Source organism: Methylophaga marina, from assembly GCF_030296755.1.
GTDB classification, from domain to species: Bacteria; Pseudomonadota; Gammaproteobacteria; order Nitrosococcales; family Methylophagaceae; genus Methylophaga; species Methylophaga marina.
The window spans coordinates 2,550,298-2,563,896 of the sequence record NZ_AP027741.1 but is presented as its reverse complement, the minus strand read 5'-3'; the positions used below and the strand labels follow the sequence as shown (position 1 = coordinate 2,563,896).

The window sequence follows — 13,599 nt, the reverse complement described above, 5'->3', positions numbered from 1 at the left end:
CAACAAGACCTACCATTAAAATAATTCAACACCACCGTGTGCTACTTTGGATACTGACTTAACTTTGCCTTCTTGCAACAAACGGCTGTAACTGTGCACCTGATTCCTGCCATTACCCTTAGCATAATACAACGCTTCATCCGCTTCACCGATGACATCTGCCGGTGATGATTGGGCAACAATTTCTACAAAGCCAATGCTAATCGTCACTTGATTAATCTGAGGAAACTTATGGGCAGCGACCATCTCTCTGATTCGTTCAAATGTGTGCATTGCATCATCTTCGTTGGCTGCTTTTAGCACGACAACAAACTCTTCACCACCGTAACGGTAGACTAAATCATCGTCCCTAATCAAGCCTGAAGTCATCAGTCGAGCGACAAGAATAATGACTTCATCCCCGTATAGATGACCAAAATTATCATTGATGGTTTTAAAATTATCGATATCGATCACGCCTAACCAGTATTTTACTGCAAAACTACGTCGACGGGAGTCATTAGGAGAGGTAATCTGATCGTTGAAATGGCGGCCCTGACGAACAAGAATTTTAGTGATTTCGTTATCAAGGGTTTCGCGATTATATAAACCCGTTAATTTGTCTTTCTGCGTTTTTTCAATCAGTGCTAGATAATTAGAATACACGCGAAGTATTCCGTAAATCAGTCTTTGATCGCCATTTGAAGGTACTAGGTCTGTTGATATTAATAATACAGCGAAAATGTCGCCATGAGCATCGAATGCTGGATAAACTAGATTCCAAAGACCATTTTCTGTCGAGCTTAACTGTACATCCCCTGCTTCTATCGCTTGAAAGATAGTCTCACTGATACCTTTGTCTTCAGTCACTAACCTCGGATTTTCATCACTGGACACAATAACGTCATTAACACAGTATGCGAGCAAACTGAGATCGTGGTTATCACTCTGCTCGCTAACCCGGAACAACCTAATGTCTTTTGCCGGAAATAGCTCATTTATTGTCTTTAGTAAACTTTTTTCAAGAACATGTCGATCGTGGTAACTGGTAATCTCAGCGAGATTATCTATGATCCTAATACTATTGTGATTCATTGCCACATGCCTTGTATGCTCATGAATTAAATGATGGAGCACTCCATGGCACCCAGATTATTTAGTGCGATACTCCAGTATCCAACCAGAAAAGATATACTTTTTTAAGTATGAGTTCAATCCTTAGGCATTGATGCACAAGACTTTAACCCTGGCGTTCCAGATACTTGAAGAGTGTATCAGCCAGATCTCGTGGCTGAAATTTCGAAACATAATCATCAGCACCAGCACCAACGCCCATTGCTTTATTAGCTTTGGCTGTCAATGAAGAATGCATAATGACCGGTAAATTTACCATTCTTGGATCGGATTTTATTTTCTGTGTCAGTACATAACCATCCATTTCCGGCATTTCGACATCAGTCAACACCATTTGGATTTCAGTTGTAATATCACGACCCTCCTGCTCACATTGAGCAGCGATTTTGTTTAGCATTTTCCAGGCTTCGGCGCCGTTTACAGCTCCTATATGCCCAACACCCATCACATCAAGTGTTTTGGTAATTTGCTTACGAGCGATATTTGAATCATCAGCAAAGAGAAGGCGATAGTGCCCTCTTTTATCGACTTGTTTGATGCCATCAAACACAGTTTCATCATAAAAGTCACCAGCATCTGCCAGCACTTTTTCAACATCCATAATCATGACTAGGCGCTTGTCACTCAATTCTGCTACGGCAGTAACTAAGCCACCCATTCGTTGTGAGATGAGTTGTGGTGGCTCTTTGACTTGCTCCCAATTCAACCGTTGTATGGTATCTACCGAGCTGACCAAGAATCCTTGAACATGGGTGTTATATTCAGTAATCATCAGGATTCGTGGTTTATCTTTAGATCTGAGTTTGCAAAACTTTTGGAGATTAATGATGGGAACCATATCACCACGAAGACTGACAAAGCCTTCAACGCCATCAGGCATTTCTGGGGCAGTCGTTATTTCAGGAATATTCAGTACTTCCCTAACTTTAAAAACGTTGATACCAAACAGTTCGTTTCTTCCTGTTTCATCACTCGTTCCTAAGCTAAACAACAAAACCTCCAGATGATTAGTACCAGCTAGTTTGGTTCGCTCGTCGATGGAATCAATAAATGTGGCCATATGAATTCTCGCAAAACTCAAATAAATGAACGTGAATATGTCTAGAAATAATAGCGGACATTAGCACGAAAGCTTGAGCAGAGTTAGCCACAATATCTGAAAAATTATTCAGCACTAACATAAGCATTAATCAAATCATATGGTTAGACGTTATGTGGAGTTCATTTAATCTTTCACAAGACCGATATTTCATTCGCATTACTATCATTGCACTGGATAGCATTCGTATCTGAACAGAATTGAGTAGCAGGAAAATTCGATGATTGTTAGAGTAGCACTATGAAGTCGTCAAAATATTGTTGAATGATGACTTTAGAAATAGAATACAATAAAAAATCGAGATTTATACAGCATATGAATATGCTGTTGGAATGGTGCCCAGGGGGAGACTCGAACTCCCACGTACATAAGTACACTAGCACCTGAAGCTAGCGCGTCTACCAATTCCGCCACCTGGGCAACAGACGCGCAAAGATACAGAGTGAAACAAAAACTGTCAATGACCAATAATAGCGAAAACGATCCCTTTTTCGATAGAGAAGCAGAAAAATACGACAACCCCATCCCTAGTCGTGAATTTATCTTAGATATTCTCAAACAAAACAACACCCCCTTATCGCGCAAAAACATCGCCAAACTGATTGATGTTAAAGGTGAAGATGCTAATGAAGCGCTTCGCCGTCGGTTACGAGCAATGGAACGAGACGGCCAACTACTTCGCAACAGGAAAGGCGCTTATGGCGTTGTTTCCAAAATGAATCTTGTCAGTGGTCGCGTGATGGGGCATCCAGAAGGCTATGGCTTTCTTATCCCTGATGAGGGAGGTGATGACCTCTTTCTGAGTGAGCGCGAAATGCGTGTGGTTCTGCATGGTGACCGTGCATTGGCACGTATAACCGGCACTGACAGAAAAGGTCGAAAAGAAGGTGCCATAGTTGAAGTTGTTAAGCGTAACAACGAGCGCATCGTAGGCCGTCTGGTTCAAGATGCCGGCATTTTTTATCTCATTCCCAACAATCGAAGAATCAGCCAGGACATCTTGATTCCACCGAGCGATCTGAGTCATGCACAAGTCAATCAGATTGTTGAAGCGGAGATAACCGAACAGCCTAATAAACATCGATCTCCTTTAGGCAGAATCGTCAACGTATTGGGTGATCATATGGCGCCAGGCATGGAAATTGACATTGCTTTGCGTGCTTTCGAACTTCCTTACGAATGGTCACCACAAGCTGAAGAACAAGCCAATAATCTGGGAGACAGTATTCCCGAGGAAGCGATCAACGGCAGACTCGACCTTCGTGATATGCCGCTTGTCACCATCGATGGTGCAGATGCCAGAGACTTTGATGATGCTGTATACGCTGAGAAGCTGGAATCCGGCAACTGGCGTTTATGGGTGGCCATTGCTGATGTATCACACTACGTACTGCCCAACAGTCCGCTGGATCAGGATGCACAGGAAAGAGGCACATCCGTTTATTTCCCTAGCCAAGTAATTCCAATGCTGCCAGAAGCGTTGTCCAATGGGTTATGTTCATTAAACCCAGAAGTCGATAGACTGTGCATGGTCTGCGAAATGGAAATCGATCAAACCGGTAAAACAGTTTCTTATGACTTCCATGAAGCCGTTATGCACTCAAAAGCGCGGTTAACATATGACAAAGTGGCGGCCATGCTAGTGGATAACGACACCGCTTTACGTGAGCAATATCAACACGTGTTACCAGCCATAGAGACGATGTATGACCTTTATAACGTCATGCTTGAGGCTCGTCACGAGCGCGGTGCAATCGATTTTGAAATGACGGAAACGCAATTTCTTTTTGATGAAAATAGAAAAATTAAATCAATAGAACCTCGTGAACGTAATGACGCTCACCGTCTCATTGAAGAATTTATGATTGCCGCCAATGTCAGTGCTGCATTATTTTTGTTGGAAAGTGAATTACCGGTTTTATATCGTATTCACGAAACACCCTCAGAAGAAAAACTCTCTGGTCTTCGCGACTTTTTGGGTGAACTCGGTCTATTTTTAGGTGGTGGTGAAGAACCTGAGCCACGTCACTATGCCTCATTACTGGCAACGGCGAGTAAACGGCCTGACGGTCACCTCCTGCAAACTGTGATGTTACGCAGTATGAAACAAGCAGTTTACAGTCCTGAAAATATTGGGCACTTTGGTTTAGCGCTTGAAGCCTATGCACATTTCACCTCACCGATTCGTCGTTACCCTGACTTATTGGTGCATAGAGCCATTCGTCACGTACTTAGCCAGAAAAAAGACAAAAAATGGCGTTACTCCTATGAGGACATGGCGCAATTAGGCGAACATTGCTCCATGACCAGTCGTCGAGCCGATGAAGCCACAAGAGATGTCAGTGACTGGCTGAAATGTGAATACATGCGAGATCGTGTTGGTGAAGTTCATGATGGCGTGATTAGTGGTGTTACAGGATTTGGGCTGTTTGTTGAGCTAAGCGATATCTATATAGAAGGCTTAGTGCATGTTACCTCTTTGAAAAATGATTATTATCAATTTGATCCGACAGGGCACCGCCTCACGGGGGAGCGTACGCGCAAAGTATACCGCTTAGGCGATACACTAAAAGTCAAAGTGGTTCGTGTCGATCTCGATGAGAAAAAAATTGATCTGGAATTAGTCGAGACGAAATAATATAAATGGCTGTTATAAGAAACAATAACAGCCATTTATTTCTGAATGAGATGAACGTTGCGTAAGGCTATTTTTCATCTAATCAGAGATTTTCCTTGACCAGAAAAATAATCACAGTAGAATTATCGTCTTTCTTGAGGTCGACATCCTAAGTCATCCACACCTCATACAAGAATAATGGTGAGTGTAGCTCAGTTGGTAGAGTCCCGGATTGTGATTCCGGTTGTCGTGGGTTCGAGCCCCATCACTCACCCCACCTTCCTTAAGATTATTTCCATCGCATCATAAATTAAAGACTTCGTTGATCCAGTCGAAAAAGACTCGATTTACTTTCTTGTCATTTTTAATTGTTCAGTTTCATCATTCTGAAACAATAACTTGCATAAAAACTCAAAATTAATCTCGATTTTGGCTTGCAAGGTCAAAAATGCCTCCGTATAATGCGCTTCTTCATTGCCGGTGTAGCTCAGTTGGTAGAGCAGCTGATTTGTAATCAGCGGGTCGTAGGTTCAAGTCCTATCTCCGGCTCCAGATATAGAAAGGGTTTGCAGAGTTTCTGCAAGCCCTTTTTTTCGTCTCCGGACAATTCTCCGGACAAATGACCGTGATATTTTCTTGGTTTAAAATTACTTTTAGTGATTAATTGATCTACGTTATCAATCGAAGTGAACTGGTAGCTTATTCAGCAATGCTTTTACTTCCGGCCATTGCGGCATGTTTTTATCGAGAAGGGCAACAAAGCGATCATTGTGGTGCCGCTCAAGTAGATGCGCGATTTCATGCAAAACAACAAACTCAAGACAATCACTTGGTTTTTTGGCTAGCTCCGAATTTATCAGAATCCGTTTTTGATTTTGATTACAGCTGCCCCACTTGGTTCGCATTTTCCTGACAAGATAGGATGACGGTCTGACACCAAGATTTTGCCCCCATAACTCCAACAGCATCGGCAGCTTGAGCTTTACTTCTTGCCGATAATAGCTATTGAGCAGCTCTGTTCGTTTTTCTAATGTCGTACCGTTACGCACATACATCCGTAGTCTATTACCAGAGAGCTTAATTTCATGTTTACCAAAGCGCTCAATAACCTCCAGTCGATACCGTTTCCCCCATAAGTAGTGAGTTTCTCCACTCACAAACTCTCTGGCAGATTCTCTAAGCTGATTGGCAAAATTATGTTGCTGTCTCTTAATCCACGGCAGACGATGCACTACAGCTGTTCTGATGGCGGTTTCAGTAAGTTTTAACGGTGCAGATACTCTTACCCTACCATCAGGAGGTAAAACACTAATATGAAGGTTTTTAATATCCTTACGGTTAAGTTCAACATCAAGACTGCCTATTGTTACTTCAGGCATTAGTGATAATCCTTTTGTGCCTTTATTAAATCCATTACTTCATCGATATTAAGGTCATAACCTGCCGTCTCTTCATGAATCGCCAAGGCTATCTCACGCTCTTTCATTCTATCACCAAGCCAAAAAGCTTTTTTTGTATGTCTGACAGTCATATCGATCTTCGTCACTAGCAATTCATCTCGACCAAGATTATCGTAAAGTGCACGCTGAGCGTTGGAAGATATGCTTTCAGGATAGGAAGCCGAATTGCCGCCAGGATTTTTAACTTTATTTGCAAGCTCTCGAATTTTTTCAAGGTAATCCTGGTAGTTAAGAGCTCGCTCTCTTCGCAGCACAGTCAACTCATCCAGTAGCTCAGACATCCGAGCGTAATACTTAGGATTAACTGGGTTTTCATCAACGATCGTCTTACGAATGTTATTTTCAATTGCTTCAGACATCGCTGCTTCGTTGTCACGAACTGACGTTGGTAGCTCATCCAGTCCATCAACACCTCGCTCGACAACCAAATCAATTAATCCCATTTCATCAAAATCAATTAACTGCTCACTTGGATCTGCATCAATATACAAATCCAATAACCTCCGCATTGCTGGTTCATATAACTTCATATCGACTAAATCACCGCTTGCCAATTTAATCTCATCGCGTAGCTTAGAATAGAATGCAACCTCTTTAGCAATAATTTGAGCCTGCTCAGCAGTATAACCTGCCTCGATCATTTCATTAGCCAAATTAGTATAAGTACGAATGAGCTTGGCAACAGATTGATACAACACAAGACGAAGCGGTTCTTTTTCAATCAGCTCAGCTTCATTTTCTCCCGACACACCACAAAAATAATGCTGGTAATCAATCTGATGTCGTGGCGCTTTCACTGGTTCACATAAGGCTTTGACCTGTTCTAAGGCTGTATCTAAATCAGCGCGAGCTTCCGACAAGCGGTTTTTAAGTAATCCCTCAACATCTTCTTTATCATAGGCGTCAAAGGCCTCAGCTGTGTAATCCTGAATAGCTTTATCCAGTGACTTGAACAAATCTTTGTAGTCGACAACGTATCCATACTCTTTGTCTTCACCATCTAAACGATTAACCCGACATATCGCCTGAAATAGATTGTGGTCAGCCATTTGTTTATCGATGTAAAGATAAGTAGCTGATGGAGCGTCAAAGCCAGTCAATAGCTTGTCGACTACAATCAACAGCCGCATCTGTCCCGGCTCGTCTACAAACTGTTTTTTAACACTCAGTTCAAACTCTTCAATACGTTTACAAGCCTCATCTTTAGGCTGATCAAAATAGTCCGCCAGCATCTGTCGGTAAATATCATATTTTTCCAGCTTTTCAGTAATCCCTTCTCCAGACTCCTCACCTTTAATTTGTGAAGCTAACGGGTGATAGCTGGTCACTATCGCACACCGACCTTTCAAACTTGAGTCATTAAACATTTCGTAGACTTTGCAAGCTTGATAGACACTGGCGCATACCAACATGGCATTACCTCTACCATCCACTAGCCTTTGTTTGGTATCCATGTCCATCAAAATATCAGCCACAATCTGCTCTAACCGTGATCGACTGGAAAGCAGCTTTTGCATGGAGCCCCACTTCTGCTTTAGCTGAGTTCGTCCAAGACGAGAAAGTCCTTTTGTTTTAGTATCAAACCAGTTATCAATATGTTTTTGAGATTTAATGTGCTGGTCAATATCTCTTGCTTCGTAGCGTAAATCGAGCACGACGCCATCGGCCACGGCTTCATCAAACTTATAAGTATGAATGTAAGAGCCAAACACCTCGATGGATTTCTTTTTGTCCTTTTTCATCAAAGGCGTGCCGGTAAAACCGACAAACATAGCTTCTGGTAGGATGGATTTCATCGCCACATGCAACTTGCCGGACTGGGTGCGATGACACTCGTCCACAAACACAAACAAATTACCTTTGGCGTTAAAGTCCGAAGGCAATGATTTTTTCAGCTCGGCGATAAACTCCTCTGTCGCAGCATCGTTTTCCGAATCAGAATGTCGACCAAATTTATGCACTAAAGAGCAAACCAACCAAGGGTTGGGTTGATTGAGCGTCGCCACTAAATCGGCACCGCTTTTCGTGCGATAAATATCTTCATCGACACCGGTAAATACTTTTTCAATCTGATCGTCCAGCTCTGTACGATCGGTCACGATCAGCACGCGGGAGTCTTTTACATTTTCACGTATCCACTTGGCCAGCCAAACCATCGTCAAGCTTTTGCCGGAACCCTGGGTGTGCCAGATAATCCCGCCTTCGCGTTTGGCCACATGCCGTTTTGCCGCTTCAATACCAAAAAACTGATTGTGACGACAGGTCTTTTTTATACCCGCATCAAAGACGATGAAATCGTGAATAACCTGCAAAAAGCGCTCTTTATTACAGATGCGGCTGAGGTGAAAATCCAGCTTATTGCCATAAGGATTAGCGACTTCCTCTTTCCACTCCAGATAGTACCTCTCCGGCGTTTCAATAGTTCCGTAACGCAAGCCTTGTGTATCGTTACCCGCCATCACCAGTTGCATAGAGGTAAAAAAGTTACGGATAAAATCTTTCTTCTGGTTATCGAGGTTCTGACGAATACCTTCGGAGACAGACACAGAAGAGCGTTTCAGCTCAATCACGCCCAGCGCGATACCATTTACATATAGCACTATGTCAGGACGCTTTTTGTTTTCACCATTAATAGATACTTCTTCAGCAATAGCAAAATCGTTGGCCTCGGGATGCTTCCAATCAACCAACCAGACTGTTTCATTAAGATGGCCAGCGCCTTCTTTATCTTTCACGCCATAACGCAACAAGCGATAAACCTCTTTATTGGCGTAATAGAGATTTTTACCTTCGCCCAGCGCTGCTGCCGCATCCAATTGGCGAATAACTCGACTGATCAAGGCCTCGCTAACACCGCGTTTATTTAGCCAATCAATCAGGATATCCACTTCTATGTTTTTATTATCAGCGCGATCCTGCCAGTCGCCTAAATAGCGATAGCCTAAGTCAGTTTGAAAAAACCGAACGATACGATTTTGGGTAGCACGCTCACGCTGGCCAACGTTACTCATCGCTTAAATCCTCTAAACTTGTGCATAGCTTTTGGATCTTTAATGTTACATCTTCGATACTTTTCTGATTTTTATCACTGTAGTATCTATAAAAGCCGAGGCTAGGCAATGCCATATCATTCAACTCAAAGCCTTCACTCTCTAATAAACCTGTTAGAGTCTCAGGTGCATTTCCGATGTCACCACCTTTTACCCTTATATCAAAGCAGCTAGCTGTTTTATGGATTTCTATTTGATACTTCTCTCCATTATGAGCAAACCCGCTTAGTTTCAAATGTGCACTTTCTTCACGTGATTTAACTGGCACGTACCATAAATGTGAAAAAGGTGCCAATTGGCTCTTGTCTTCCGATAGCTCTAGTTCTAGAACTTTAGTGAAAAGTTCAGTATGCGTATGGTTTCGTTGTGACTGTCCCAATAATACAAATTCAGAGTTGGTTTTCTCTATAAATCCTTGCTTGCAGTATTCCATTAACTCTTTATGTTGAATTAATGCTTTTCTCCAAGGCTCAAGTTCTCCTGTTTCTATAGCTTTGTAGCAAATAGCAGAAAGTGAGATTTTTACTTCGTCAGGATTAAACTCTGGGTCATCCAGTACAGCTTTCACATATTTTTGTTTTTGTTCAATTGAAGACGTTCCAAACCGCAGCAACCTTTTCCAACTATGATCACGAGGAATATTGTTTCGAGTATCGCGAGAGGACAACATATTGTATTTGTCGCCTCGTTTATCGGTGAAGTATTCACCTTTACTTAATACAGCTCTCTCCCATAGGAAATCAATTGATGCAGAGCTATTTTCAATTAGATCGAATACGCTTTGGATAGCATTCGAATATCGTCTGAATTTGTTTAAATACTCGTTATCTTCTTCTTTGTTCCACTCGCAATGTTTATGATCTCGGTAATAACTTAGAATTTCAGAAAAGTTTAAAATACATCCAATCTGACCTTTCAGAAATGAATGCTGTTCTGCACTAATAACCGCTTTTCGCCATTCACTAGACCTTAATAGCAAATGAGCCTTAATCTTTTCTTCAACTATCTGAGGACCAGAAAATCCTGTTATTTCAACATCATTAGCTAGTGTTTCTAATATGGAATTATCTTGCTTATAAAGGTTGTCTATCGCAAATAGTGCTTTATTAAACTCGTCTGCGGTATTGATAATGGTGTTTTCGGTTAAATTGAAAATAACCCTTAACCATTCATTTAGTTCTTCTTTTGTCGGTGATTTAGCAACATAGCTATAAAAGGCATAAAATCTAAGTTTATCATCGTAGCTAGTCTCATTATTAAACACACGCTTTAACGTTTCATGTTCCGCATAGTAGTAATCAGTTTCTAAGTAGCTGTTTATTTTGTTATCTACTAATCCATTTCTATAGATGAGATCAAGGAAACTAATAAGGCGAACAATAAACGCTTTATTTAGGCAGTCTAGTTCTTCATATTTAGAAAGCGTAAGCGCCTCTAAGCGCCCGTTTCGACCAAAGAGTTCTCCACTATTCAAGTCAAGTTCGATAGGTGAATCTTTGTTATCAATTAGGTATTGATAGGAGATGGCTAATCGAATGAAATTCATTAGTTCATCATCAAAGCTATCGTCATCAGAGCAAACATTTCTATATGGCCAGAACAAGTCTGCCCAATCGGTATCTACCTTATGTATGAAGTAGTCATAGCCGCTAGCACTGTCTTGGAAAGGTAGTGTGTATTCAGGCCAAGGTCCGTCAAAGGATTTTATTTTTTGCTCTAACTTGGCTTTAAAGTTTTCAAAAATTGTTAACGGCTTACCACGAGCATTCATTTTTATATAAAGCTCATCAGATAAACCAAATGAGTGAAGGTCTAAGAATTGAAATGTAATGTAAGGTTCACTTGTATTGATTATTCGCTCGTACAAGTTAATATCGTTTTGAGAACACAATCTTTGAATCGCATCGAGCATATTTAAACAAGCTTGCACGGTTGGGTCTTGTTGCCATGACAAATAAAACCACTGACTATTTTTAATCTGCTTGCTTATCACTGCACCCGATAGTTCCATATCTTTGGAGGTCAGTGCATCAAAAAACTCGGTTGTGCTGGGTCGTGTCTTATAGGTAAAGCGAGACCGTTGTTCATCAGTGACAAAGCGATGTCTAAATTCTTCTATATGACCATGTTGTATTGCTAAGTACCAATGCAGTAAAAATAAAGTCGTTAAACGTTGCTGTCCGTCTAGAACAGAAAACGCCTTACGCTCACCTTCTTCAAAATTTCCGTAAACAAAATCTAAATCTAGTGGTTGATGTGACTCATCATTGTTATTAAGCGCTTGGAATAATGAATTTAAAAACAGTGTTCTAACTTCAAGTTCTTCTTCTCGACCTTGTGCGTAATCACGCTGCAATATTGGAATTTCAATCGCTTCAACAACATCAAATAGACCGTAAAACGTTAAGCTTTTTCCCTTATTCATCTCCAAACTCCTTGAGATGATCACCCACTCCATGAAAGAAACCGAGTAACATTTCTACCATTGCCCTTTGATGATCTTTGCTATCTCTCGCTTCCCAGTACAGCATCTTATCTACCTGTTTGCTGTAGTACTTTAGAAACACATTTTTAGTGCATAGCGGAACAAAGGTTGCCTTTTTATCTAAAGCGATGATCCTCGCTCGCTTAATTGGGAATACAGCATTTTGATAGCTACGGTTAGTTCTGTTATCGAGCAAGGTTAGATTGCCAATTGAATTGTCTACATCTTCATTACCATCAGGATCGTAATAAGCTCGTACTTTATCGTACAAACCTTCGAACTGATCATTATCAAAGTTTGCTACTTGTAGTAACTCTGTTGCTTCACGTTTGATAAAGAGCTCATCATTGTGTAGATCAGTGTCAGATTCCTCAGCTTCTGGGGCTTCATCGCCAGAAATATAAGCAACAACATTTTCAAGCCATGCTTTTTGCTTGTCTTTACTATTTGGCATATCTGATGCCACTGAGCGGATATGTTCAATATCCCAACTATCTAATTTATATTTATCAAATTGAAAACGAGCATTCGTAGCCGGGTTAGCAAGAAGGCTAGCTACGTTAAATAGCAATAGTATGGGTCTAAGCCTATGCGCACCTGATTCATAAGTGAATTCGTTTAGCCTATCTTCCAACCATTCTTGAGATAGTGCAGCTATCTCTCTACCTCCAAAGGTCTTGCTGAAGACTAGCTTTAACAATGACTGTCGAAAATCGTACTTTGTAAATGCCTCTTGATGTAAATCGAAAATATGAGCGATAGAAACTTTTTGTGAGACTAAATAGCCAATCAAGTGAAATAAAGCACGGTCGTTATACCACTCATCTAACGTCATAAAGCACTGTTTTATCTTTAGCCATTCACAAGCAATATCAACAGGTTTATCTTTATCACTTCTATTCGAAAGCAATCGGTTGAACGTCAAAAATATCTTCAATTTATCCGTGTCTAGAATCCCTTCACTATCTAACTCTCGGGATGCCAAATCCAGCACGAATTCGATTCGATTCGTGGTAATGGGGTCATTGCTAATGAAATACCAAAACGCGTTATCTTGTAAGCGCTTCTCAATCGCATCCCACTCTTGAGAAATTTTTAACTGCTGTAGATCTTGAATTGGCTTTTTGCTCTTGGAGTCATCTACATCTTGGGCAAAGTTGCTCGACTTTAAAAATAGCGCTTTAACTAGCTCAGCATTGACCAGAGGAATTTTGCCCATATTTAGCCGAGTAAATACTTCAGTGACATTTTCAGTTTCGTTAATCTGATACCAAATCACTTTCACATCGTTTAGAAATACTGATTCAATATCATTTATGCGGTTAATTTTGTCTTTAAACCAATTTCGAATTTCGTTGTAGCTTTCGAAAATATAGTGGAAGTCTATATTTTTATCTTTCTGACTTACATCAAGCTTAGCAATGTACTCTTTGCTTTCAGGACGCGTCTCATATTCAATTGAATAAAGTTGCTTTTGAAAATCTTCAGCAAACCGTGAATTAAAGTAACCCAAAATTATAAGAATGGTAGTTAGTCTTTGCTGACCATCTACCAACTCCCACTGTTCACCTCTCGCTTTTACTACAACTGGCTGTAAGCAATAAAAATCTTGCTCGGTCTTATTTTTATTTAGACAAAATTCGTAAACGTCATTCAGCAATTCTATAACTTGCCTTTTAGACCAACGATAGCCACGCTGGTAGGCGGGAATAAAAAACGACAACTCTAGCAGGTCGTTAATGGGCTTTAATTCTAGCTCGTTACATTCAGACATC

The 13,599-nt window shown here is 40.9% G+C and carries 7 protein-coding genes and 3 tRNA genes; 3 read left to right on the top strand and 7 right to left on the bottom strand.

Annotated elements, in window-relative coordinates; genetic code table 11:
- Nucleotides 1-15 precede the first annotated feature (15 nt).
- The 3 genes from QUE24_RS13000 to QUE24_RS12990 form a co-directional block, all read right to left on the bottom strand.
- Complete coding sequence (locus QUE24_RS13000; RefSeq protein WP_286304238.1) at nt 16-1,074, bottom strand: GGDEF domain-containing protein; 1,059 nt, start codon at nt 1,072-1,074, stop codon at nt 16-18.
- Nucleotides 1,075-1,219: 145 nt separating this feature from the next.
- Entirely contained in the window at nt 1,220-2,173 is a 954-nt protein-coding gene (locus QUE24_RS12995; protein ID WP_286304237.1) for a chemotaxis protein, read from the bottom strand.
- Nucleotides 2,174-2,545: 372 nt separating this feature from the next.
- Nucleotides 2,546-2,632 (bottom strand) — tRNA-Leu (locus QUE24_RS12990).
- A gap of 40 nt (nt 2,633-2,672) precedes the next feature.
- Here QUE24_RS12990 and rnr point away from each other — a divergent pair.
- The 3 genes from rnr to QUE24_RS12975 all read left to right on the top strand — a co-directional run bounded on the left by rnr (nt 2,673) and on the right by QUE24_RS12975 (nt 5,381).
- The gene (gene rnr, locus QUE24_RS12985; RefSeq protein WP_286306119.1) at nt 2,673-4,850 is read left to right on the top strand and encodes a ribonuclease R; all 2,178 of its coding nucleotides are present in this window, start codon (nt 2,673-2,675) and stop codon (nt 4,848-4,850) included.
- Between the two features lie 180 nt (nt 4,851-5,030).
- Nucleotides 5,031-5,106 (top strand) — tRNA-His (locus tag QUE24_RS12980).
- A 199-nt stretch (nt 5,107-5,305) separates the two neighbouring features.
- Nucleotides 5,306-5,381, top strand: a tRNA-Thr gene (locus tag QUE24_RS12975).
- A gap of 125 nt (nt 5,382-5,506) precedes the next feature.
- Here QUE24_RS12975 and QUE24_RS12970 read toward each other — a convergent pair.
- Genes QUE24_RS12970 through QUE24_RS12955 form a run of 4 tightly spaced genes read right to left on the bottom strand, consistent with a single transcriptional unit; the run spans nt 5,507 to nt 13,598 of the window.
- Nucleotides 5,507-6,208: a M48 family metallopeptidase gene (locus QUE24_RS12970; RefSeq protein ID WP_286304236.1), complete on the bottom strand. Its 702-nt coding sequence runs from the start codon at nt 6,206-6,208 to the stop codon at nt 5,507-5,509.
- Nucleotides 6,208-9,300 (bottom strand): type I restriction endonuclease subunit R, encoded by a 3,093-nt coding sequence (locus tag QUE24_RS12965; protein WP_286304235.1) that lies wholly within the window; start codon nt 9,298-9,300, stop codon nt 6,208-6,210. Before QUE24_RS12965 ends, QUE24_RS12970 begins: the two co-directional genes overlap by 1 nt.
- Nucleotides 9,293-11,764, bottom strand: coding sequence for a DUF262 domain-containing protein (locus QUE24_RS12960; protein WP_286304234.1), 2,472 nt, complete (start codon nt 11,762-11,764; stop codon nt 9,293-9,295). The genes QUE24_RS12965 and QUE24_RS12960 overlap by 8 nt, the downstream gene beginning before the upstream one ends.
- Nucleotides 11,757-13,598, bottom strand: a complete 1,842-nt coding sequence (locus QUE24_RS12955) for a DUF262 domain-containing protein (protein WP_286304233.1) — start codon at nt 13,596-13,598, stop codon at nt 11,757-11,759. Before QUE24_RS12955 ends, QUE24_RS12960 begins: the two co-directional genes overlap by 8 nt.
- Between the last annotated feature and the right edge of the window lies 1 nt (nt 13,599).

Bases quoted from the DNA above. Each gene is read 5' to 3' on its own strand.
- QUE24_RS13000 (WP_286304238.1), bottom strand. From the start codon at position 1,074: ATGAATCACAATAGTATTAGGATCATAGATAATCTCGCTGAGATTACC.
- QUE24_RS12995 (WP_286304237.1), bottom strand. From the start codon at position 2,173: ATGGCCACATTTATTGATTCCATCGACGAGCGAACCAAACTAGCTGGT.
- rnr (WP_286306119.1), top strand. From the start codon at position 2,673: ATGACCAATAATAGCGAAAACGATCCCTTTTTCGATAGAGAAGCAGAA.
- QUE24_RS12970 (WP_286304236.1), bottom strand. From the start codon at position 6,208: ATGCCTGAAGTAACAATAGGCAGTCTTGATGTTGAACTTAACCGTAAG.
- QUE24_RS12965 (WP_286304235.1), bottom strand. From the start codon at position 9,300: ATGAGTAACGTTGGCCAGCGTGAGCGTGCTACCCAAAATCGTATCGTT.
- QUE24_RS12960 (WP_286304234.1), bottom strand. From the start codon at position 11,764: ATGAATAAGGGAAAAAGCTTAACGTTTTACGGTCTATTTGATGTTGTT.
- QUE24_RS12955 (WP_286304233.1), bottom strand. From the start codon at position 13,598: ATGTCTGAATGTAACGAGCTAGAATTAAAGCCCATTAACGACCTGCTA.